This window comes from Verrucosispora sp. WMMD703, from assembly GCF_049178935.1.
In the GTDB taxonomy this organism is placed as follows: domain Bacteria; phylum Actinomycetota; class Actinomycetes; order Mycobacteriales; family Micromonosporaceae; genus Micromonospora; species Micromonospora sediminimaris.
This window is the reverse complement of the sequence record NZ_JBMHMM010000004.1, coordinates 335,794-358,835: the sequence shown is the minus strand read 5'-3', so window position 1 is coordinate 358,835 and position 23,042 is coordinate 335,794. Positions and strand designations below refer to the sequence as shown.

At 69.1% G+C, this 23,042-nt stretch carries 19 protein-coding genes; 8 read left to right on the top strand and 11 right to left on the bottom strand.

The genetic code is table 11. The features are described 5' to 3' along the window. Positions 1-273 precede the first annotated feature (273 nt). The 3 genes from ACN26Z_RS02210 to ACN26Z_RS02200 all read right to left on the bottom strand — a co-directional run bounded on the left by ACN26Z_RS02210 (position 274) and on the right by ACN26Z_RS02200 (position 2,578). Positions 274-624, bottom strand: coding sequence for a peptidase inhibitor family I36 protein (locus ACN26Z_RS02210; RefSeq protein ID WP_421464489.1), 351 nt, complete (start codon positions 622-624; stop codon positions 274-276). A gap of 212 nt (positions 625-836) precedes the next feature. Next, positions 837-1,916, bottom strand: coding sequence for an inositol-3-phosphate synthase (locus ACN26Z_RS02205; protein WP_093409473.1), 1,080 nt, complete (start codon positions 1,914-1,916; stop codon positions 837-839). A gap of 23 nt (positions 1,917-1,939) precedes the next feature. Beyond that, a complete protein-coding gene (locus tag ACN26Z_RS02200; protein ID WP_093409356.1) occupies positions 1,940-2,578 on the bottom strand; it encodes a PadR family transcriptional regulator in 639 nt (212 codons plus the stop codon). A 174-nt stretch (positions 2,579-2,752) separates the two neighbouring features. Here ACN26Z_RS02200 and ACN26Z_RS02195 point away from each other — a divergent pair, with 174 nt between their 5' ends. The 3 genes from ACN26Z_RS02195 (at position 2,753) to ACN26Z_RS02185 (ending at position 8,065) form a co-directional block, all read left to right on the top strand. Next, a complete protein-coding gene (locus tag ACN26Z_RS02195) occupies positions 2,753-3,214 on the top strand; it encodes a DUF5318 domain-containing protein (RefSeq protein WP_164448785.1) in 462 nt (153 codons plus the stop codon). A gap of 196 nt (positions 3,215-3,410) precedes the next feature. After that, on the top strand, positions 3,411-6,269 hold the full coding sequence (locus tag ACN26Z_RS02190) for a transglycosylase domain-containing protein (protein WP_282236345.1): 2,859 nt from the start codon (positions 3,411-3,413) through the stop codon (positions 6,267-6,269). A 266-nt stretch (positions 6,270-6,535) separates the two neighbouring features. Then, the gene (locus ACN26Z_RS02185) at positions 6,536-8,065 is read left to right on the top strand and encodes a glycosyltransferase family 87 protein (protein WP_396887079.1); all 1,530 of its coding nucleotides are present in this window, start codon (positions 6,536-6,538) and stop codon (positions 8,063-8,065) included. Between the two features lie 18 nt (positions 8,066-8,083). Here ACN26Z_RS02185 and ACN26Z_RS02180 read toward each other — a convergent pair whose 3' ends face one another. Continuing rightward, on the bottom strand, positions 8,084-10,429 hold the full coding sequence (locus ACN26Z_RS02180; protein ID WP_421459745.1) for a hypothetical protein: 2,346 nt from the start codon (positions 10,427-10,429) through the stop codon (positions 8,084-8,086). Further along, positions 10,426-11,217, bottom strand: coding sequence for a deoxyribonuclease IV (locus tag ACN26Z_RS02175; protein WP_282236348.1), 792 nt, complete (start codon positions 11,215-11,217; stop codon positions 10,426-10,428). The genes ACN26Z_RS02180 and ACN26Z_RS02175 overlap by 4 nt, the downstream gene beginning before the upstream one ends. A gap of 510 nt (positions 11,218-11,727) precedes the next feature. Between ACN26Z_RS02175 and rpsF the strand changes: the two genes are divergently transcribed. The 4 genes from rpsF (at position 11,728) to rplI (ending at position 13,368) form a co-directional block, all read left to right on the top strand. Further along, complete coding sequence (gene rpsF, locus ACN26Z_RS02170) at positions 11,728-12,018, top strand: 30S ribosomal protein S6 (RefSeq protein WP_093409369.1); 291 nt, start codon at positions 11,728-11,730, stop codon at positions 12,016-12,018. Between the two features lie 99 nt (positions 12,019-12,117). Beyond that, positions 12,118-12,627, top strand: a complete 510-nt coding sequence (locus ACN26Z_RS02165; RefSeq protein ID WP_093409371.1) for a single-stranded DNA-binding protein — start codon at positions 12,118-12,120, stop codon at positions 12,625-12,627. A gap of 41 nt (positions 12,628-12,668) precedes the next feature. Then, the gene (gene rpsR / locus ACN26Z_RS02160) at positions 12,669-12,908 is read left to right on the top strand and encodes a 30S ribosomal protein S18 (RefSeq protein ID WP_007073789.1); all 240 of its coding nucleotides are present in this window, start codon (positions 12,669-12,671) and stop codon (positions 12,906-12,908) included. Between the two features lie 13 nt (positions 12,909-12,921). Continuing rightward, the gene (gene rplI / locus ACN26Z_RS02155) at positions 12,922-13,368 is read left to right on the top strand and encodes a 50S ribosomal protein L9 (RefSeq protein ID WP_093409374.1); all 447 of its coding nucleotides are present in this window, start codon (positions 12,922-12,924) and stop codon (positions 13,366-13,368) included. A 78-nt stretch (positions 13,369-13,446) separates the two neighbouring features. Here rplI and ACN26Z_RS02150 read toward each other — a convergent pair whose 3' ends face one another. Next, positions 13,447-15,111, bottom strand: a complete 1,665-nt coding sequence (locus ACN26Z_RS02150) for a hypothetical protein (RefSeq protein ID WP_421459744.1) — start codon at positions 15,109-15,111, stop codon at positions 13,447-13,449. Positions 15,112-15,502: 391 nt separating this feature from the next. Here ACN26Z_RS02150 and dnaB point away from each other — a divergent pair, with 391 nt between their 5' ends. After that, entirely contained in the window at positions 15,503-16,912 is a 1,410-nt protein-coding gene (dnaB, locus tag ACN26Z_RS02145) for a replicative DNA helicase (RefSeq protein ID WP_421459743.1), read from the top strand. Positions 16,913-16,916: 4 nt separating this feature from the next. Here dnaB and ACN26Z_RS02140 read toward each other — a convergent pair whose 3' ends face one another. From ACN26Z_RS02140 to ACN26Z_RS02120, 5 genes are all read right to left on the bottom strand, one after another. Continuing rightward, a complete protein-coding gene (locus ACN26Z_RS02140; protein WP_282236351.1) occupies positions 16,917-17,591 on the bottom strand; it encodes a maleylpyruvate isomerase N-terminal domain-containing protein in 675 nt (224 codons plus the stop codon). 148 nt (positions 17,592-17,739) lie between these two features. Continuing rightward, positions 17,740-18,135 carry a zf-TFIIB domain-containing protein gene (locus ACN26Z_RS02135; RefSeq protein WP_282236352.1) on the bottom strand — a complete coding sequence of 132 codons (396 nt, stop codon included), beginning with the start codon at positions 18,133-18,135 and terminating at the stop codon, positions 17,740-17,742. 19 nt (positions 18,136-18,154) lie between these two features. Next, complete coding sequence (locus tag ACN26Z_RS02130; RefSeq protein WP_282236353.1) at positions 18,155-18,787, bottom strand: phosphoribosyltransferase; 633 nt, start codon at positions 18,785-18,787, stop codon at positions 18,155-18,157. Between the two features lie 17 nt (positions 18,788-18,804). Beyond that, positions 18,805-20,109 carry a glycosyltransferase 87 family protein gene (locus tag ACN26Z_RS02125; RefSeq protein WP_282236354.1) on the bottom strand — a complete coding sequence of 435 codons (1,305 nt, stop codon included), beginning with the start codon at positions 20,107-20,109 and terminating at the stop codon, positions 18,805-18,807. Positions 20,110-20,122: 13 nt separating this feature from the next. Continuing rightward, on the bottom strand, positions 20,123-22,633 hold the full coding sequence (locus ACN26Z_RS02120; RefSeq protein WP_421459742.1) for a putative bifunctional diguanylate cyclase/phosphodiesterase: 2,511 nt from the start codon (positions 22,631-22,633) through the stop codon (positions 20,123-20,125). Positions 22,634-23,042 lie beyond the last annotated feature (409 nt).

Genomic DNA, 23,042 nt, shown 5'->3' with positions numbered 1-23,042 from the left:
ACTAATGTCGGCGGCCACGACCTGTGATTATAGGCGGTGGCTGGTCCACTCAAGGGCACAGCGAACCAGCATAAACGACCTTCGGCCCGGCGAGAGGTCAAAGCTCGCGATTCCGCCATCGAATGCCTGTGGGGCCGGCTACGTGGAGCCCGACCCCAAGGCACTGGTGGCGTCAATTTCAGGCTGGCATGTAGTAGCCATACGCCATTTCAATGTCAAACCGGCACGCACAACTGGCGCTCGCTACTAACCGGGGGTCTTGATCCAAGTGTCTCACCAGCAGGCATTGGTCCGCCACCGATGCGACCGCGCGTACCCTTCGCTGGCAGAATGCCGATCGCCTTGTGGGATGCAATCGTAACTACCGGTGTAGTTAGCGCCGCCGTAGATCCATACGCCAAAGTAACTGCTACTGGTACCTCGATTCCAGACGGACCGGTAAGGCCGACTGCTTGCCCATGAACAGGCAACCGAGCCGCCGTACCAATCGTTGTCTGCGTTCGACCATGCGCACCGGGAACCCGTTCCATAGGTGCCTGTCCAGATGCAGAGACTTCCCGAGGGGCAATCCCAGGCGGCAGCCTGGGCTGCGGTAGGTGGGGACGCGAGCACGAGTGTGGACATCAGCATAGTCATGGCAATCAACTTACGTCGAATGTGCATGGACCACCTTCTCTTGTAGATCCGTTTCCCCAGCCTCCTGAAAGTGCATCATACTCGGTCAATGCATGGTCGTGTTGCCCCGTGTGTAATAAACTTCGAGGGCCGAGTCCTAGCGGACCCGGCCCTCGAGTGCTATTAGCTACATCGTCAATCCGTTGCTGGTGGTCGGCGCGTCAGCGCTCGACCTCGCCGGCGATGAACGCCTCGACGGCGGCGTGCGCGTCGTGGTCGGCGTACTGCACGGGCGGGGACTTCATGAAGTACGACGAGGCCGACAGGATCGGGCCGCCGATCTTCCGGTCCAGCGCGATCTTCGCGGCCCGGACGGCGTCGATGATGACACCGGCCGAGTTGGGCGAATCCCACACCTCGAGCTTCAGCTCCGCGTTGAGCGGCGTGTCACCGAACGAGCGGCCCTCCAGGCGGATGTACGCCCACTTGCGGTCGTCCAGCCACGGCACGTGGTCGGACGGGCCGATGTGCACGTCGCTCTTGGCCATCTCGTGCGGCACCTGGGAGGTCACCGACTGGGTCTTCGAGATCTTCTTCGAGACCAGGCGGTTGCGCTCCAGCATGTTCATGAAGTCCATGTTGCCGCCGAAGTTGAGCTGGTACGTACGCAGCAGCTCGACGCCCCGGTCCTCGAAGAGCTTCGCCAGGGCGCGGTGCACGATGGTGGCGCCGACCTGGCTCTTGATGTCGTCGCCGACGATCGGCAGGCCCGCGTCGGTGAACTTCTGCGCCCACTCGGGGTCGGAGGCGATGAAGACCGGCAGAGCGTTGACGAACGCGCAGCCGGCGTCGATCGCGGCCTGGGCGTAGAACTTGTCGGCCTGCTCCGAGCCGACCGGCAGGTACGAGACGACCACGTCGACCTGCGCGTCGCGCAGCGCCTTGGCCACGTCGACCGGCGTGGCGTCCGACTCCTCGACGATCTCGCGGTAGTACTGGCCGAGGCCGTCGAAGGTCGGGCCGCGCTGCACGGTGACGCCGGTCGGCGGCACGTCGCAGAGCTTGATGGTGTTGTTCTCGCTGGCGACGATCGCCTCCGCGAGGTCCATGCCCACCTTCTTGGCGTCGACATCGAACGCCGCGACGAACTGCACGTCAGAGACGTGGTAGTCGCCGAAGGTGACGTGCATGAGACCCGGGACGCGGTCGTTGGGGTCGGCATTCCGGTAGTACTCGACGCCCTGTACCAGGGACGAGGCGCAGTTACCCACACCGACGATGGCGACGCGGACGGAGCCCATCGCGTGTGCCTCCTTCTTCATTGTCACGGCCGCTCTGTCCTGGTCTCACCAGGCGGAGGCGGGCTGTTGTCTTGTCGTGGGCCGCCGGCCGTCCCGTCGTGCGGGACCGTCGGGGCACGGCCGGAGCGCTCGTTGGCGATGAGCTCCTCCAGCCAGCGGACCTCACGCTCACAGGCCTCCAGGCCGTGGCGCTGCAGCTCCAGGGTGTACGCGTCGAGGCGCTCGGCCGCCCGGCCCAGCATGTCGCGAAGGCCCTCGCGACGTTCCTCGATCGTGCGGCGGCGACCTTCCAGGATGCGAAGTCGGGTCGCCTGGTCGGTTCGGGAAAAGAACGCGAAGTGCACACCGAAACCGGTGTCGCCGTACGTCTCCGGCCCGGTCTGTGCGATGAGCTGGGCGAAGCGTTCCTTTCCTTCCGCGGTGATTTCGTAGACCACCCGACCTCGTCGGCTGGTCAGCGCGGGAACCTCCTCGGCGGTGGCGGGTGTCTCGTCGGCCTCGGTGATCCATCCCGCCGCCTGCAGCCGGCGCAGGGTCGGATAGAGCGAGCCGTAACTTATGGCGGCGCGGATCGCCCCGAGCTTGGCGGTGAGCTCCTTGCGCAGCTCGTAGCCGTGCATCGGGGCCTCCTGCAACAGGCCGAGGATGGCGAGTTCGAGCACCGGCCACCCTCCCTTTACCCTGTGCGTGAAGCGCTAACCGCCACGATGTATCGGACCGATACATCGCACCGTAGCCTCTCGTTCCGGTCTGGGCAAACCCCCGTTCTGATGTCCTCCGGTCACGGATCGTCACGGTGGTCGCCTCGTCAGAAGAGACCGCGTACCCTTTCCCGCATGCGTACGCAGCGCCAGGTCGTCGACTACTCGCTCCGAAAGCGAGCGGCGCTGCGTGAGCTCCTCGCCGGCCGCGTCGGCACCTATGACCTGTGCGACGCGTCGCCCTACCTGAAGAACGCGGCTCGGTTCCACGGCGAGTCCACCGACGAGCGGTGCCCGATCTGCCGCAGCGAGAACCTGACCCTGGTCCACTACATTTACGGGGACGAACTCAAGCAATCGGCCGGCCAAGCCCGTAATGTGGCTGAGCTGACCGTGCTGGCGATGACGCTGCGTGAGTTCCAGGTCTTCGTGGTGGAGGTGTGCCTCGGCTGTGACTGGAACCATCTCGTCGAGCAGTACCTGCTCGGGCGGGACGGTCTGACCGGCGTCGCCGACGGCGACCCGGAGCACGGTGAGGCGAGCGGCATGACCGCTGACGGAACGGGTGTGCGGCGAAGGCGAGAGGCGCAACGGTGATTCGAGCTCGATCGGCTGACCCCGGTCGCGTGCGACGCGGCTGGGGTGACCGACGGCTTGTAGGTCTGAATGGTCCGATTGATGCGGATCTGACGCCGGAACCGCGGCACCCCCGTGCCGGGCTCGCAGGTGTCACAACTCACGGCAAACCGGTGGCGGTGCGACTGCGCCCCACCGCGACGGCAGGGTGTGAGGAATGAACTCGTACGGCGATCCCAGCTCCTCGCGCGGCCGGGCCTGGATTCCGGGCCAGGACGACTCGGGGCAGGCGGACGACGCGTACCGCCGCCCGGGTGGTGAACCGCGCGGAGTCAACTGGTCGACCGGGCCGGAGACATCCGGCCCGTCGGCCCGTGCCTCGGTCGGCGGACGCGCCTCGGTCGGCGGCTCGGCGAGCGTTCCCCCGCGGGGCGGTTCCGCCGGCGCGGCGTCGGTCGGCCGGGCCGGCCCCGGCCGCGCCTCCGTGCCGGTCTCGCCAGCAGTCCCCGGCCGTGCCTCGGTGCCCGTGTCGCCGGCTGGTCCCGGTCGGGCCTCGGTGCCGGTCTCGCCCGCGCCGGGCCGCGCCGGCCGTGCCTCGGTGCCGGTGTCCCCGGCCGGTCCTGGTCGTGCCTCGGTCGGCGCCGCCGCTGTCGGTGCGGCATCGGCCGGTCGGGCGAGCGTCGGGTCGGCGTCCGTGGGTGGCGTCGGCGGTCGGGCCGCGGTGGCCCGGGCCAGCGTCGGTGGCCCCGGTGGGCCGGGCGGGCCGGGTGGACCGACCCGGCCCGGTCGCGGTGGCCGTGATCCGGGTGCGGTGGCCCGCGCCCGCAAGCGCAAGCGGATGAACATGCTGATCGCCGGCTTCGCGGTCTTCATCATGCTGGCCGGCATCGGCGTGGTCGGGTTCACCTACTACTCGACGAACGTGGTGCTGCCCAAGGAGATCCCGCTGCCGCTGTCCACCACCGTCTACGCCAAGGACGGCAAGACGCTTGTCGCCAAGCTCGGCAACGAGAACCGCACCTTCGTCACCATCGACCAAATCCCCCAGCATGTGCGGGACGCCGTGGCCGCCGCCGAGGACCGGAACTTCTACCGGCACTCGGGCGTCGACTACAAGGGCATCGCCCGGGCCGCGTGGAACAACCTCTCCGGCGGCGACAAGCAGGGCGCCTCGACCATCACCCAGCAGTACGCCCGCAACGCCTACGAGAACCTCCAGGACGACAGCTACGCGCGGAAGGTGAAGGAGGCGATCCTCGCCTCCAAGCTGAACGACAACTACACCAAAGACCAGATCATGGAGAACTACCTCAACGTGATCTACTTCGGTCGTGGTGCGTACGGCATCGAGGCGGCGGCCCAGACGTACTTCGACACCAGCGCGAAGAAGCTGACGGTGGCGCAGGGCGCGGTGCTGGCCGCGCTGATCAAGCAGCCGGTCGCCAGCGCCACCCACAAGGGCTTCGACCCGGAGACCAACGAGGTCGACGCGAAGTCCCGGTGGGAGTACGTCGTCAACGGGATGGTCGAGGAGGGCTGGCTCAACGCCCCGGGCAAGCCGGAGCGGCCCACCGAGTACCCGAAGGTCGAGAAGTCGAAGAAGGACAACGGCTTCGGGGTCGCCACTCCGCGCGGCAACGTCATCAACTACGTCCGCAAGGAGATGGAGGAGTGGGGCCTCTGCTCCAACTCCGGTGCCGAGGGCATGCCCAGCTGCGTGGACGAGCTGCGCGAGGGCGGTTACCGGATCACCACCACCATCGATCCGAAGATGCAGAAGGCGCTGGAGGCGGCGGCCCAGCCGGATCGCAAGGGCTCGGTGCTCAAGGGGCAGCCGAAGAACCTGATGGCGGCGGTGGTCTCCGTCGACCCGAAGACCGGCCGCGTGCTCGCCTACTACGGTGGTGACAGTGGTGCCGACTTCGACTACGCCGGCCTCAACACGGATCAGAACGGCAACCTCGTCGGTGGTCACCCGCCGGGCTCGTCGTTCAAGGTCTACACCCTGGCCGCGGCAATTGACGCGGAAATCTCGGTCAAGTCGCACTGGGACGCCACCCCGTTCAAGCCAGAGGGCTTTGACGATCCGATCGTGAACGCTGGCCGGAACGCCGGCTGCAAGAAGTGGTGCACCCTGCAGGAGTCGACGGTGCAGTCGTACAACGTGCCGTTCTTCCACGTGACCGAGGACATCGGCCCCGACAAGGTCCTCGACATGGCCCGCCGCGCCGGCATCCGCACCATGTGGGACGACAAGCAGAAGGTCTACGACCTGACGAAGGAGAAGCCCGAAGAACTCGCACCGAGCAAGTTCGACCGGGTAATTGGCTACGGCCAGTATCCGGTCACGGTTCTGGACCACGCCAACGGCCTGGCCACCCTCGCGAACAAGGGCAAGTACAACAAGGCGCACTTCGTCCGGATGGTGGAGAAGCAGAACAAGGCCACCGGCAAGTGGGACAAGGTGCGCGGCGCCGGCGAGAAGCTCAAGCCGCAGCAGGTGATCCGGCCGGAGGTCGCCGACGAGGTGACCGCGGTGCTCAAGGAGATCCCCGGTAAGAACAATGCCAGCCTGGTGAACCGCGAAGCCGCCGGCAAGACCGGCACCTGGCAGCACGGCAAGACCGACAAGAACGCGCACGCCTGGATGGTCGGTTACGACGAGAACGTGGCCACCGCGGTGTGGATCGGCAGCCGCGACCCGAAGAAGCCGGCGATCGTCGACCGCAACGGCAGCAACGTCGGCGGTGGCAACATCCCCGCCGCGCTGTGGAAGCGGTACATGGACGACGCGCTGAAGGGCTACGACCCGTCCGACCTGCCCGACGTGACCGGGGTGGGCGATCAGGACGCCGGAAACGGCGAGGAGCCCGCCCCACCACCGCCCCCGCCGGGCGGCAACCAGCAGAACTGCAATCCCATTGACTTCCTCTGCCAGCTCAATGGTGGGAACAATGGCGGCCCCGGCGGTGGGGACAACGGTGGCAACAACCCCGGCGGCCCGCCCGATCGTGATCAAGAGCAGGGCGGCGGCGGTGGCGGTCTGCTACCACCCAGGACGACGAGCCGGGAGTAGCTCCCGCTGACGCCACGGGCGGCCGGAGAACCATTCCGGCCGCCCGCAGCGCTGTACTGGCTCGTCAGATGCGGCATGTCGGGGTTTCCGGTGTCCGGGATACCGCGACATGCCGCAGACCGCGAGCGCCGAGGGTCGATTGCCGAGCGTCGGTCGCCGGTGCCCAGGTGACTGAAGTGCCCATCCCTCGGCAGGCGGCAGTGCCTCGGGGATTCGCTGTGGTTTCGGCTTCAACGCGGTCGCCGGATACGGCAGGATGCACGGTCATGAGCACGAAGTCGACGCCAGGCATCGATGAATCGGGTGCCTCCGATCACCCGTCCCGCTCCGACGGCTTCGTCCGGGGGCTCTCCGGGCTGATCGGCGGCCCGCTCGGTGACCACGCGGTCGCCCGCGACCGGCCCGTCGGCGCGGAGAATCGGTTCTGGACGGCGGTACGGATCGTCCTGGCGCTGACCTGCCTGACGCTGGCCCTGCACTGGGTGCAGAAGTCGCCCTGTCAGGATGGCGCCTGGGTGAACAACGAGCAGTACACCCGCTTCTGCTACACCGACGTGTTGGCGCTCTACTACGCCGAACGGCTCAATGAGGGGGCGGTGCCCTACCGGGACCACCCGGTCGAGTACCCGGTGCTGACCGGGTACTTCATGGGGGCGCTCGGGTTGCCGGTCCACTCGGCCGGCGACGGCAACCCCGACATGAACCAGGGCCAGTGGTTCTACAACCTGAACGCCCTGGTGCTCGGTGCGCTCGCGGTGGTCACCGTGGCGGTGATCCTGGCGCTGCGCCGTCGCCGCCCCTGGGATGCCGCGCTCTTTGCGCTCGCCCCGGCGCTGCTGCTCACCGCCACCGTCAACTGGGACTTTCTCGCCATCGGGCTCGCCGCGTTGGGCCTGCTGGCCTGGGCGCGCTCCGGGCCGGGCCCGAAGGGGACGATGCTTGTGGCACTCTCCGGAGTGCTGCTCGGGCTCGGTGGCGCGGCGAAGATGTGGCCGTTGTTCATTCTCGGGCCGATCCTGGTGCTCGCGTTACGCGCCAACCGGATCCGGGCCGCGCTGCTGTCCATCGCCACCGCCGCGGTGACGGTGGTGCTGGTGAACCTACCGGCGGCGATCCCGTACCGGGACAACTGGGACCGCTTCTTCGAGCTGAACACCACGCGTCCGATCGACTGGGGCACCTTCTGGTACATCGGTCGCTACCTGGACGGGAAGTTCGGCGACCCCGCCAGCATCGGGCCCTTCCAGTGGCTGGACGCCAACATCCCCACGCTCAACTACCTGTCGTACGCCCTGTTCGGGCTGGCCTGCCTCGGCATCGGCGCACTGGCGTTGCTGGCACCGCGACGTCCCCGACTCGCCCAGCTCGCCTTCCTGGTGGTCGCCGCCTTCCTGATCTTCAGCAAGGTCTGGTCGCAGCAGTTCGTGCTCTGGCTGCTGCCGCTGGTGGTGCTCGCCCGGCCCAGGTGGGGAGCGTTCCTCGTCTGGCAGGCCGCCGAGGTCTGCTACTTCATCGCCTTCTACGGCCAGCTGCTCGGCGCGTCGACCGGCACACCGGTCTTCCCGGAGGGCGTCTTCGTGCTGGCCGCGAGCCTGCGCCTCGCCGCCGTGGTGGCCCTGGTCTTCCTGGTCGTACGCGAGATCCTGCACCCGGAGCAGGACGCGGTACGTCGCACCTACGCCGACGACCCGGACGGCGGCCTGCTCGACGGCACCCCCGACGCCCCCTGGCTCGACCGATGGCGAAGCCGCCGGGCCGCCGACCCGACGCCGACGCCCGTGGCCGCCACCACGTGACCCGGTGACGCTTGACGTTCAGAGGCGGAAGACGACGACGTCGTCGATCTCCTCGCGGGTGATGCCCAGCCCGTCGACGGGTGCGTCGACGCTGACCTCCCACGGGGTGCCGGCGATCTCGTCGCGCAGCACCAGCACGTTGTGCACGCCCAGCGTGCGCAGGTAGTCGACGCTGGTCTGGTCGGGAAAGGTCATGGTGACCCGGCGTACGTCATCGAGCTGACGTGGGGTGAAACCACTGCCGCCATTGACGATGTCCTGGAATCGCGTGGTCGACCACAGCATCACCGGTTGGTCGTGGTTCTGCCCGCTGGGCAGCACGAGCAGCGGGCCGTCGACCGAACGCATCGCCGCTGGCTGCGCCGGCACCACCGGATGAGGTGTGGTGTTGGTGCCCTCGGCGATCACCAACAGCAGCGGCACCAGGGTCGCCAGGCGCAGCCAGGGGCTCGGCCATGAGGGGATCCGTTCGGCGGAAATCTCCCGGACCCGCTCGGCGAACGCGCTGACCGCCCCCGCCGCGAGCAGCCCGAGCAGCAACGTTGCCCAGAGCATCAACCGGCCCGGCGTCCGGATGCCGCTCCAGCCGGGCAGATGGTCGAAGAGCGGTACGTAGGTGAAGCGACCGCCGAACAGTTCGGTACCCATCGACAGAGCCATCGCGACAAGCACCCCGGCGAGCAGCAGGAGCCGTTGGCGGACCTTCCAGATGGAGAAGAACAGCCCGCCGAGGGCCAGCGCGTACAGCACGAAGCCGGGCAGCAATGTCATCTCCGGGTGCCACGGCAGTAGCGACCGGGCACCTTCGTGCAGCCCACCCCAAAGGCGGGACTCGGCCGGGGCGGTGACGAAACCGGTCGCGGGTGGCGAGAAGATGGCGATGTCGCCGATCGTCCGTTCCGCGTTGGGGTGCAGCTGCGTGACGGTGAAGTACGGGATGGCCATCAGGACGCCCACCCCTGCGAAGATCAGCCCGCCGATCAGGTCGGCGACGAACAACCGCTGGCCGAAGGGGCGCTTGAGCCGCCAGAAGATTCGTTTCGCGTACCAGATGACGGCGGCCACCAGCACGGTGCCGGCGAGGACGTACGCGAACGGCAGGCCGATCCCGAACCCGAGGCTGAGCTGCCAGGCGGCCACCAGCCAGCCGGCGTACACCCAGCCCTCGTGCCGTCGCTCCGGTCGGTAGCCGTGCCGCAGCGACCAGCCGTGGCCCCGGGCCAGCATGGCCAGCGCCAGCGGAATACCGCCGTTGGAGACCACGTGCAGGTGGCCGGCCTGGGACAGCAGCCACGGCGCGTAGGTGTAGGCCGCACCGACCACCGCGGAGCCCGTCCGGCTCGCACCGAGCTGCCGGGCCAGCACGTACGCGCCGAAGGTGGCGAGGGCGTGCGCCAGCACGAACATGATGTTGTAGCGAACGAGGGCGGCCTCGGGGCCGCTGCCGATCATGCCGGCCGGCGCGTACCCGAGCAGGGTGTCCGAGAAGGCGAAACTCCACCGTTCCGGGAAGAACGCGTTTGCGTGCCAGAGCTGGGCCGGTTCGGTCAGCAGGATGTGCCCGGACCAGGCCATCTGCCAGGCCTGGAGGCTCGGGTCCCAGTAGTCCTGCGGCAGCGTGTGTGCCGGGTAACGCATCGTCGGCCAGGTCATCAGCACGGCCAGCGCCAGCGACGCGATGGCGGCCAGCGTCCACTCGTGGATCAGCAGCCGGCCGGCCCACCGGCCCAGCCGCCCGTACCAGGTGGGCACCGGCTCGGGTGCGGGCCCGAAAGCGGCCCACGGGTCCGGCTTGCTTTCACCCTCCGCCGGAGTGCCGTCGGGCTTGCTTCCGTCCGTTGCCGGTTTGCCATCGGGCGTGCCGCTGTCGCCCGCGCCGGCCCCACCACCGCTCGCCTTCTTCCTGCCCCTGTCCTTCTTTCCAGCCTCGTCCTGCTGCCCTGTCCCGTCCTCGTCGCCGACCTTGCTCTTGGCTTCGGCCTCGCTCCCGGCCTCGGCCTTGTCCTGGTCGGTGGTCTTCCCCAGGGCGACCTCGTCCTGGTCGGCAACCTTGCCTGTGGCGGCGGCCTTGCCCGCGGCAACCCCACCCTGGTCGGCGGCCTTGCCAGCGGGGGCCTTCTCGGCAGCATTCTTGCCCGGAGCATCGTCGGCGCTGGTGCGCTTCCGTGTCGTGCGATCCGCGTCGGCCGGGCCGCTCCCGGTGGCCTTGCCCTGGCCAGCCTCGTCGGAGGCGCTCGCCCGGACCTCGTCGCCCGGGTCGCGCCGGTACCGCTGGTCGGTGCCGCCGGGCGCCGGACCTCCGGTGGCCCGAGCGTTGCGCGAGGTCGGCCTGGGGCCGCCGGGGGCGGACTGGTCCGTGGTCATCGTGCTCCGGTCTCCCCGTCGAGTTGCCGACGCAGGAAGGCGATGTCGTTGCCCTGCCCCTCGACGCCTCCCGGCGTCTCCACGATGACCGGCGCGTCCGCCGCGCGGATCACCGCAACCAGGAGCTCCGGGTCGATCGTGCCGCCCGACAGGTTGTCGTGGCGATCCCGCCCCGACCCGAACCCGTCCTTGGAATTGTTGGCGTGTACCAGGTCGATCCGGCCGGTGATCGCCTTCACCCGATCGACCAGGCCGAGCAGTTCCTCCCCGCCGGCATGGGCGTGGCAGGTGTCGAGGCAGAAACCGACCTCCTGGTCACCGACGGCGTCCCAGAGCCGGGCGAGCGCATCGAGCCGCCGGGCGCAGGCGTTCTCGCCACCGGCGGTGTTCTCGATCAGCACCGGAAGCCCGAAGCCGCCCGACTCGGCCGCGTACGACAGCGCCTTGCGCCAGTTGTCGAACCCGGTCGCCGGGTCGTCACCGGCGTTCACGTGCCCGCCATGCACCACCAGGCCCTTGGCGCCGATCGCTGCGGCCGCTTTCGCGTGCGCGAGCAGCAGCTTGCGGCTGGGGATGCGGATGCGGTTGTTGCCGGTGGCGACATTGATGACGTACGGCGCGTGCACGTAGACGTCGACATCGGCATCGATCAGCGCTGCCGCGTCGGAGCGGGGCTGCGGCGACTTCCAGCCCTGAGGGTCGGAGAGAAAGAACTGTACGGCGTCCGCTGCTCGGGCGGTCGCCTCCGCCAGCGGGTCGGTCGGATCGACGTGGGCTCCGATACGCATGCAGGCGAGCCTACGTCCCGCCACCGACGGGCGGGCCGACCGCCCGCTACCTGGCCGCGTCACCGGCACCCGGTGGCAGTCGTTGATGCCAATGGATCCTCAGGTCAAGACGACACAACAGCGCTCGGGACAAAAATGTCGGCAATTCTGGTATTTGCCCCATGAAGCACCGGCTGCCACGATAACGTCAGGTAACAACGTGATAAAGCTCCGCGGGGCGTCTCCGGTCCAACCTCATCGGTGTGGTCGTTCCTCCCCAGGTCCCACCCAAGGAATGCGGACCAGGCGCCCCGCGGCCCCGTGGCCGGGGGTCCGTGCCGACAGCGACGTCGGCACGGACCCCCGGTTCGCTCTGCCCGTCACCTCGGTGATGGTGATCGTCAGGGCCGGGTATCCTGGTCCGGTTGTCCGTCCCCGGTCGGGTTCCCCCGATACCGGAACGGGCCACGACGCACGACCTCCTGCCACGGAAGGACCGTGGCCGCCTAGCCCACAGGAGGTGAGCACGTCTTGCGTCATTACGAAATCATGGTGATCCTCGACCCCAGCCTCGAGGAGCGCACCGTCGCCCCGTCGCTCGACACGTACCTGAACGTGATCAGGACCGCGGGTGGCTCGGTGGAGAAGACCGATGTGTGGGGCCGCCGGCGCCTCGCCTACGAGATCAACAAGAAGGCCGAGGGCATCTACGCCGTCATCGACCTCCAGGCGACGCCGGAGGCGGTGGCCGAGCTGGACCGCCAGCTGCGGCTCAACGAGTCCGTGCTGCGTACGAAGGTCCTCCGGCCGGAAATGCGCTAGCAAACCCACCCCGGCCCCATCCGGAACAGCCTCACCGTCACTGTCGGAGGGTTCTGAGAACCTGTACGGCGGAACGGATGAGCGCGCGAGGAGTTGGTCATGGCAGGAGACACCACCATCACGGTCATCGGCAACCTGACCGATGACCCCGAGTTGCGGTTCACCCCCTCCGGTGCCGCGGTCGCCAAGTTCCGGGTCGCCTCGACGCCCCGGTTCATGGACAAGGCCTCCGGCGAGTGGAAGGACGGCGAGCCGTTGTTCCTCTCGTGCACCGTCTGGCGGCAGGCCGCCGAGCACGTGGCGGAGTCGCTACAGCGCGGCGCCCGCGTGATCGTCTCGGGTCGGCTGCGTCAGCGGTCCTACGAGACCCGCGAGGGTGAGAAGCGCACCGTCATCGAGCTGGAGGTCGACGAGATCGGCCCGTCACTGCGCTACGCCACGGCGAAGGTGCAGAAGATGTCCCGGTCCGGTGGCGGTGGCGGCGGCTTCGGTAGTGGTGGCGGTGGTGGCCAGGGCGGCGGAGGCAACTTCGACGACCCCTGGGCTTCGGCCGCACCGGCCCCCTCACGTTCGGGTGGCGGCAACTTCGACGAGGAGCCTCCGTTCTAATGGCGCCGAGCGCCCGTGATCGTAAACCAGGAGCAAGAGCAATGGCGAAGGCTGCGGCACTGCGCAAGCCGAAGAAGAAGGTGAACCCGCTCGACAAGGACGGGATCACGTACATCGACTACAAGGACACCGCGCTGCTGCGCAAGTTCATCTCCGACCGCGGCAAGATCCGCGCTCGGCGGGTGACCGGCGTCACCTCGCAGCAGCAGCGGCAGATCGCCCGTGCGGTCAAGAACGCCCGTGAGATGGCGCTCCTGCCGTACACCGCGACGGCCCGCTGAGAGAGGCACCGACATGAAGATCATCCTGACTCAGGAGGTGTCCGGGCTCGGTGCCCCGGGCGACATCGTGGAGGTCAAGAACGGCTACGGCCGTAACTACCTGCTCCCGCAGGGCTTCGCGATCGCCTGGACCAAGGGCGCGGAAAAGCAGGTCACCCTCATCAAGCGGGCCCGTTCGGCCCGCGAGATCCGCGACCTGGACCACGCCAACGAGGTGAAGGCACAGCTCGAGGCCCTCAAGGTGACCCTGAAGGCCCGCGCCGGTGAAGGTGGCCGACTCTTCGGCTCGGTCACCCCGGCCGAGATCGTCGATGCGGTCAAGGCGGCCGGTGGTCCGGCCCTCGACCGGCGGCGGCTGGAGGTTTCCGGCCACGTCAAGTCGATCGGGTCGCACCCGGTGCGGATCAAGCTGCACCCCGAGGTGACCGCCACGTTCAACCTCAACGTCGTGCAGGGCTGAATCCCGGCCGGCGAATGACGCAGGGCCCGCACCGTCCACCGGTGCGGGCCCTGCGTCGTCGTTCGTCCAAGTGAGCGATCAACCGATGGGTTGACCGGTCACCGCGCTGATCATCACCGTCGAGAGACCGCCACCCACCACGGCGGCGGCGAGCGCCACAGTGGTCGGACGCCAGGTCGTACCCACCCGACGCAGCAGCGTCGCGATCGCCAGGCTGCTGGCCAGGGCCAGGCCGAAGCGCGGCAGCCCGCCCACCATCGCCCCGAACGCCCGCGCCCGGGGCGACTCGCAGCCACCGCCGCTGATGTCGGTCACACAGCCCACGGGTGGGGCACCGTCCAGGGTCAGCAGCCAGACGAAGACCACGACCGCCGGAAGGACGTAGCAGGCCGCGGTGTAGAGCAGCGGCAGCCAGGGGCCACCCGGATCGGGATCAAGCAGGTCGTCTTCCAGCCGGCGGTTCCAACTGGCGTTGCCCACCGACTCGATCCGACGCCGTACCGCCGCCATACCCACCGGCCGAGCCGGCGGGACCGCAGCGGTACGCCGCCGTGACACCGGGCGGGGACGCGGTGCGGTGTAGCCCACCACCGGCGACCGGGGGGCCGAAGCGGGCGCGTCCACCCAACGCGGATCGTCACCGGCCAACCTGGTACCCGGCCAGAAGGTCTCCTGCGGCGGCTCCGGCTCGGGTCGACTGCTCCAAGACCACTGCTGCGCACCGGGTGCACCATCCGACCGGGGACGCTCCGTACGATCCCAACGGTCCGGCTCGGAGTAGTCCTCCCACCTGTTGCGGTCCCGCTGCCGTTCCCGTCGATCAAGCGCGGGATCGCGGTCCCACTGACCCGTGCTGTCCGGCTCCAGCCACTGCTCCGACGGCGACGACTGAAGCCACTGGCTCGTACTGTCGGCGTCCCAGGGATCGACCGGGCCGGAATCGGCACGACGATCCCGGCCGGCGGGCTGCTCCCAGGCGTGCAGACCTGAGGCATCCCACGGATCCACCGCAGGTCGGGGCGGTGCTGGCTCCGCCGTCCGCTCCCACGGTTCCGCCGTCCGCTCCCACGGGTCCACTGCGGGACCGGGCGTCGGCTCCACCGCCCGCCGCCGACGTCGAGGCGTCGGGTCGGCGGCCGGCTCCGAGTCGGAGGTCTGCTGACCCTCGTCCTCCAGGCCGGACCAGGTCACCTGGCGTTGGCGGGACTGTGCGCGGCGAGGCCGACTCTGTGGCGCCACACCCGAGACCGGATCGTCCTCCTCGGCTCGGCGGCTGCCGACGTACCCCTCCTCCTGTGGACGGTCGAAGGTCCACTCACGGGTGTGGTCGGACTGCGGCGCCACCGCTGGCGACGAGGCGATGGCGCGGGGTGGCGGATCACGCCAGTCAGCTTCAGGGGAGCGCCGGCTCCGGCTGGCCCGGGAAGCGGAAGCCCCCGATGCTCGCCAGCCGCCATCGCCGTAGCGCGGCCGGTCGTCATCGTCATCGTCGTCCGGCGCGGCATGCCGACCGCCACCGTCGACGCTGCTGACTCCCGACTCCAGCGCCCAGCGCGGCAGATACGGCTCGGCTGGCTCCTCCTGGCCGCGCTCGACGGCTCGCCGACGGCTCGGGGTGCGGTAGCGCTCGACCGCCGAGCCGTAACGGTCGGCCCGTGAATCCTCGACGGGCTCGGCCCACGAAGCGGTCGGTCGCCGCTCGCGCGGACCGTCCTCCCCGCGTGCCCAGTCCCGGTAACTCACGGCCGGAGCGTGACCCTTCTCAACCGAAGATGCAATCCGCTGTCCAGGTGTAGCCGTAGGGCACCGATCTTACGGGAGGTTCAGGACAAAGCCCTACCCGGAAAATCCCTCCACAGGCTGGGGAAAATGTTTCCGCAGGTCACTGGCTTGGCGGGGAGAATTCCCCATCCGTTATCCACACCCTGTGCACACGCTGCGCACATGGTTGTCCACCTGAGTCCACAGGTTGTCCCGAGGCTCGTCCACCGCCACGGTTGAGCGGCTGACCTCGGAGTCCGTATGGTTGCCACCGACCTGCCGACCCGATGGCCCCCGATCGAAGCGGCCGGTCGACGATGTCGCACCCGGGCGGTAAGCCTGGAACCGATCCGACGCAGTGGAGGGGGGCCCGGTGTCGGTCACCGACGACAGGCGGACGGAGTCGTTCCCGGGCGGCGGGCAGCAGTCCGGTGACGGGCCGCGCGCCGGTCAGTTCGACAAGACGCCGCCGCAGGATGTCGCCGCGGAGCAGTGCGTCCTGGGCGGCATGCTGCTCTCCAAGGACGCCATCGCCGACGTCGTCGAGATCCTCAAGACCAACGACTTCTACCGGCCGGTGCACGCCACCATCTTCGACACCATCCTGGAGATCTACGGCAGGGGCGAGCCGGCCGACGCCATCACCGTCGCGGCGGCGCTGGCCGACTCCGGCGACCTGGCCCGCGTGGGTGGCGCCCCGTACCTGCACACGTTGATCGCGAGCGTGCCGACCGCCGCGAACGCCGCCTACTACGCGCGCATCGTCAGCGAGCGCGCGGTTCTCCGGCGTCTGGTCGAGGCCGGCACCCGGATCGTCCAACTCGGCTACGGCACCGCGAGCGGTGGTAGCCGGGACGTCGACGACATCGTCGACCTGGCTCAGCAGGCCGTCTACGACGTCACGGAACGCCGGGTCAGCGAGGACTTCGCGGTCCTGGCCGACATGCTGCAACCGACACTCGACGAGATCGAGGCGGTCGGTGCCCAGGGCGGCGTGATGACCGGTGTGCCGACCGGCTTCACCGACCTGGACCGCCTGCTCAACGGCCTGCACGCCGGTCAGTTGATCATTGTGGCGGGGCGACCTGGCCTCGGAAAATCCACTGCCAGTATGGACTTCGCCAGAAACGCGGCTATCCGGGCAAATCAGGCGTCGGCGATCTTCTCGCTGGAAATGAGCAAGGTCGAGATCGTGATGCGGCTGCTCTCGGCCGAGGCCCGAGTGCCGCTGCACGTGCTGCGGAGCGGGCAACTGTCCGATGACGACTGGACGAAGCTGGCCCGATGCATGGGTGAGATCAGCGAGGCGCCGCTGTTCGTCGACGACACGCCCAGCATGAACCTGATGGAGATCCGGGCGAAGGCCCGTCGGCTCAAGCAGCGGCATGACCTCAGGTTGATTGTGGTCGACTATCTCCAGCTGATGACCTCGCCTAAGCGTACCGAGAGCCGGCAGCAGGAGGTCGCGGACCTGTCGCGTGGCCTGAAGCTGCTGGCCAAGGAGGTCGAGTGTCCGGTCATCGCGGTCAGCCAGCTGAATCGTGGCCCGGAGCAGCGCACCGACAAGCGTCCTCAACTCTCTGATCTGCGGGAATCTGGGTCTATTGAACAAGATGCGGACGTTGTCATACTTCTGCATCGCGACGACTACTACGACAAGGAGTCACCCCGCGCCGGAGAGGCGGACTTCATCGTTGCCAAGCACCGGAATGGTCCGACCGACACGGTGACCGTCGCCGCCCAGCTGCACCTGTCGCGCTTCGTCGACATGGCGATCGTCTGACCGGTCACCCGAGCACCGGGAAGCGGGCGGCCGATGCACCGAGATCGCCTCGCTCCGGTTCGGTGAGCGGCAGCCGCCCGGTCGCCTTGAGCAGGTAGTCGTGGTCGTTCCAGCCGTCCGGTCGGGTAACGGTGCCGCCGAGCAGGGCGTCCACGGTGGCCACCGCGACCCGGGTCGCGGCCGGTCCGGGTACGGGCGCATCCGGTAGGTCCAGCACCAGGTCAAGGTGGTGGATCACGGCTTCGGTGGTGAGGGTGTCCAGCAGGTCGGCCACCCGCAACACGTGCCCCTGGGTGGTGACGAAGCCAGCCGGATCCGCGTTGCCGGCGGCGCGTACGGCGGCCGGCGCGGTGTCGGCCCAGAGCCGGACCACTCCGGACGGGCTGTCGAACGCCGCAGCGGAGCGGCGGGCCCACCAGGCGTGCCGGACGTTCCCGTCGCCGCCCGGAAACGAGTGCCAGTAGCTGACGGAGTCGACGGTGGCCGGTGGTTCGGCGGGGCTGGCCAGTGCGACGAGTGCCCGCTGGGCGTCGCAGAGCACGTGAAAGAGGAGGTCAGCGACCAGCCACCCCCGACACCGGGTGGGTCGTTGCAGATCGACGTCGTCCAGGTCGGCGACGGCCGAGGTGATTCCGTCGTACGCATTGGCCAGTGCGATGTGCGCAGCTCGCGACCCCATGTGGGCAGCTTCCCACAGCTGAAGTCGGCCGGCGCGTTCAGCAGCGGCGGGCACGGCGACGCCAGCGCGGCCGGTCACGCTCGGTCTGGTGCAGCGCAGCGGACCGGGCCGGCCGGTCGGACGGCCCGGTCGCTCAGGGGCGTGCTGCTCAGCCGAACATGTCGTCGAGGAAGCTCTTGCGCTTCTTCCGGCGGTAGTGCCCGTGGTAGCCGTAGTGCTGCTGGCTGTGGCCGTAAGCAGGGGCCGGGGCCGGGTAGCCGTGCTGCGGTGGCGGTGGCGGCGGCACGGCGCCGTAACCCGGCTGGTGCGGCGCAGGCGGCGGAGGCGGAGGCTGGTAGCCGCCCGGCTGCGGCGCGTGCTGGGTCGGCTGCGGTGCGGGGGGTACCTGCTGCGCGCTCCAGTTGGCCTCCGCCTCGAACAGCTTCTCCAACTCACCGCGGTCGAGGAAGATCCCCCGGCACTCGCCGCACTGGTCGATGACCACGCCACTGCGCTCGTACTGACGCATTTCTCCGTGACACTTGGGACAGGTCAGGCTCATCACCCGACGGTACCTGGTCGACTCACGGGGTAGCGGTCAGCGCCTCCGTCACCTCGTCGTCGGACACCTCGTGGAAGTCGTCGTAATACGCCCCGACGGCGGTGAAGGCATCCGGCCGCTGCGCACAGATGACCTGGTCGGCCTCGGCGGCGAGCATCTCGTACGCCTGCTGGGCCCCGACCGGTACGGCGACCACCACCCGCCGGGCACCGAGATGACGGGCCACCTGCACGGCGGCTCGGGCGGTGGCCCCGGTCGCCAGGCCGTCATCGACGATGACGGCGGTACGCCCGGTCAGCTCCAGCGGCGGCCGGCCGGCCCGGTATAGCTGTTCGCGTCGATCCAGCTCCGCCTGTTCCCGGCGCTGCACGTCGGCGATGTCGTCGGGGCCGAGCTGCCCGGCCACCACGTCGTTCACCACGCGTACGCCGGCCGGACCGAGCGCACCGAAGGCGACCTCGGGGGCCCACGGCATGCCCAGCTTGCGTACCACCAGCACGTCCAGTGGCGCGCCGAGGCGTTCGGCGACTACCTGGGCGACCGGCACGCCGCCGCGTACCAGGCCCAGCACGACGACGTCCGGTTCGCCGATCAGGGCGGTGAGTCGGTCGGCGAGCACCCGGCCCGCCTCGCTGCGGTCGCGGTAGGTGGTCATGCCCTCAGGTCTACGCCCTACCGGCCGTCTTCGCTCGCCGGTTGCCGGATCCCGGGAACGTCAAGTGCGGCTGCCCAGACGAGGAACGCCGCCGGATAGAGCAGATAGCCGAACCTAGTGCTGGGCATCAGCAGGATCGCGACGAGCAGCCCGTACCCGCAGACGAGCGCCGCGGCGCGGGCGGTGCGGGGCGGGTGGCGGACGAGTCGGACGGCGATCGCCGCTGCGGCGGCGACCAGCAGCGCCGCCGCCACACCCCGGCCGGCCGGCAGCGCGTTCGCGATCAGGTAGCCGGGAAACGGGGACTGCGCCGGGCTGGAGACCAGGCCGTGGCCGAGGGGGAACCGCAGTACGTTCTCCACCAGGGCGTCCCGGTCCACCAGCAGGGTGGGTAGTAGCGCGGCGGCGGGTAGGCCGAGCGCGCCGGCGGCGACGCGCAGGCCGGCCCGCCGGGAGATGCCCCAGACGACCAGGACCGCGGCGACCGGCCAGGCAAAGAGTTTGAGTGCCCCGGCGAGTCCGACGGCGACGCCGGCCCAACCGGGTCGGGCGGTGGCGGCGAGCGCGAGGGCCAGCAGGCAGAGCGCGAGTACGGGGAGGTCGTCGCCGCCGGTGGCGAGGGTCAGCGCACAGATCGGCAGGACGGTGGCCGCCTGCACCCCGCGCAGCACGGCGGCGTCGTGCCCGACGGCTGCGCCCACACCCTCCGGTCGGCGCAGGACGCGGACGGCGAGGAGGAGAGCGAGGGCGGTGCCGATCGCGAACCAGACCCGCGCGTCGCTCCACCAACCGTCGGTGGCCGCGCGGGGCAGCCCGAACAGCGCCATTGCCGGTTGGTACGGCGTGTAGCCGAGCAGTTGTTCGCCGGGCGGCAGCGCGGCGATGGCGTCCGGTCCCAGGTAGGGCGTGCCGGTCTCCACCAGCCGCCGCCCGGAATCCTCGACGACGAGCACCTCTTCCTGGGCCCGGTCGGTGCGTCCCGCCGCGCGCTGCGCGCTCTGCCAGAGCAGCGGTAGCAGGGCGACGGCGATCCAGGTGAGGACGGTGACCAGCCAGCGTGCGGGAAGTCCGGCCAGCGCCGAGCCGGGCCGGTGCCGCCGCAACAGGAGTTGACCGAGCGCGACGATCGCCGCGCCGAGGTAGCCGAGTGCGGCGATGCCGCCCCAGGCGCGGTGTGGCAGGAGGGTGGAGGTGGCTGCGGTGACCGCGGCGAAGGCGGCGGATACCGCGTAGAGGCCGAGGTCGAGAGCGAGCCCTCCGGCGGCCGTGTCGATCCGGAGCCACCACCCGGTACGGCGGCTGGTCGGGGTGGTGGTGCTCACCCGGGCAAGTGTGTCAGGCCGGCTGGTGGCGACCCCGGCCGCCCTGTCGACGCCCCTGCGGCAGCCGAACCACCGCGCCGGCGTCGTGCAGAGCGACCGCCAGGCAGCCGGCCCGGTCGCCGGTGCCGCGCTGGAGTGCGGCGAGCAGCGTTCCGGCGGGCAGTGGACGGGCGAAGAGATGACCCTGGCCAGCGGTGCAGCCCAGTTCCCAGAGCGTACGTCGCTGCGCCTCCCGCTCGACGCCCTCGGCCACCACGGCGAGGTCGAGGCTGCGACCGAGATCGAGGGTGGAGCGGATGATCGCGGCGGCTTCGGTGGAGGATTCCATGGCGGTGACGAAGCTTCGGTCGATCTTCAGCTGATGCACCGGAATCCGGGAGAGCAGGGAGAGCGAGGAGTAGCCGGTGCCGAAGTCGTCCAGGGCCAGCCGGACGCCGGCGTCGCGCAGTCGGGTGAGCACCTGGTCGACGACGTCGAGCTGACTGAGGGTGAGGGTCTCGGTCAGTTCCAGGATCAGCCGGTCGGGTGGCAGGTCGTGGGCGCGCAGGCGGGCCAGCACCGAACCGGGGAACCGGGCGTCGAGCAGGCTGCGGGGGGAGACGTTCACCGCCACGGGCACGTCGAAGCCGGCGTCCCGCCAGGTGCCGGCGGCGATCAGGGCCTGGTCGAGGATGGCTTCGGCGAAGGCCGGTAGCAGTCCCGACCGCTCGACGGTCTCCAGGAAGCGCAGCGGGTCGATCATGCCGTGGGTGGGGTGACGCCATCTGGCCAGCGCTTCGGCGGCGATGACCGCACCGCTGCCGAGCTCGACGATCGGCTGGAACTTGACGGTGAACTCGTGGTCGGCCACGGCTCGGGTCAGGTCTCCGCCGAGCGTGAGGCGACCCAGGTCGGCGGTGTCCCGGGCGGACGCGTAGCTGGCCAGCCGCTGCCCGGCCCGCTTGGCCTGGTACATGGCGACGTCGGCGCGGCGTAGCAGTTCGACCATGCCGCCGGTGGCGGGAGCGGCGGCGATACCGCCGCTGGCCTCCACGTTGAGCCGCATGCCGTCGATGTCGAAGGGTTCGTGCAGCGCCGCCAGCAGCGTCTCGGCGCGGTGTGCGGCGACCGCGGGCGCGGGCAGGGCACGCAGGAGTACGGCGAACTCGTCGCCGCCGAGCCGGGCGACCAGGTCCTCGGCGTGGGCGGCGGCGCGCAGCCGTTCGGCGACGGCGGCCAGCATCTGGTCACCGGCGGTGTGGCCGAGGGTGTCGTTGACCTCCTTGAAGTGGTTCAGGTCGATCAGGACCAGGGCGGTCACCCCGTCGGCGTGCCGTTGGTTCAAGTGGTCGTTGCCCGCGTCGAGCAGGTGACGCCGGTTCGGCAGACCGGTAAGCGCGTCGTGCGTCGCGTCGTGCGCGTGGGCCTGGGCCACCCGAGCCAGTTCGGCGTACGCCTGGGCGTTGCGGATGGCGGTGCACAGCGCCGAGGCGAAGGTGTAGAGGGTGTAGTGCTCCCGCTCGGAGAGTTTCACCGGTCCGCGGAAGCGCAGCCGCAGCATGCCCACGTCGACCGTCTTGTCGTGCCCTTCCAGGCGGGCAGGGACCACCGCGCCCTGGACGGTGGTGGGCTCGGCTGCCGGACCGTCATATGTGACGCCGTCGGCGCCACCGCGTACCACCCGGTCGTCGTCGCGCAGCTCGACCTCCACCTCGTCGGCGGAGAAGAGTTCCGCCGCCCGGGTGACCGCAGTGGTGAGGACGTCGTCCAGTTCGACCACGTTGAGCGCGTCGGTGGTCTGAGCGAGCCGCTGCCACACCTGCTGCTCGGTGCGCTGCCGAATCCGGCCGGAGTACGCCAGATGCAGGCTCAGCACGAGCGGCGGAACGGCGAGTAGCAACCGAGTGTCGATCTCTAGCAGTAGGAGAGTGCAAAGGGCAACGGCGAAACGTACGCAAAAGCCGCCAACGCGGAGATCGAGGTTATTCCGGAACTGTCGCGCGATCCTGGTTCCGGTGGCGAGGGCGATGACCGGGATGGCTAGGAAATCATCGACAAGCGCGGCGGCGAGGTAGGCCAGCGCCAACGTCAGCGACATGCGGATCAGGTCGTCCGCTGGCCGGGACCAGTCCAAGAGAGCCAGCGTCGCTCCGGCAGCCCCCGCAACGAGGATGTTCTTGCCAACGCTGAAAGCCATCTTGATGACTGGCAGCCGGAACGATGCGATCGCGACACCAAGTCCGGTACACAGCACTACCCAGGTGGTCGGAGCGACGGCCACGCCGATCACGATGGCCATCTCGTTCCAGTTGATCTGGTGGGTGGTCGACCGGATGCGAATCCGCGCCTTGACCGACGTGCCCACCGCGATCATGAAGACCACCGTCGCGATGGTTGCGAAGTCGTCTAGAGACGTCGGTGTGGTAGAGGTCAGGACGAGTCTTGTCGATGCGAGGACGACGATCCCCGCAGATACGACGACGAGACCGACGAGCAGCCGTAGCCGCCGATCGGTCTCAGTGCCGCCTTGCCCGAAAAGTGTCATGACACCTTAGGTCGCGCCTTACCTCAGGTCACCCTACCTTGGTAAGGCCGGTCGGGAAGTTTGTTAGAGCCTCAGGCCCACTCGCTGCCTTTCACGCCCTGCTCCTCACTCGATAGGAAGCGGGAATCTGATGAACTGCCCGCCTCGTGGCTTCTGATGGAGGAGCTTAAGTAGAGAACGTGACGTTTAGCGATATTAAATGTCGCTATGCTCTCTATCAGCCAATACCGTCCTGATTCGTGACGTTCTGTCTATGATGTCCATGCGCAGCGTTCGATCAGAGCCGCGCATACAGGCTGTTTCGGTGTTGGCTGAACGCAAAGAAGATCCTGCTACCCGTCAGTGTGACGCGTCAAACAGGCGTCGTGCACCGGCGATGCGGGTCGCGTCAATGTCGGTACGGCCACTG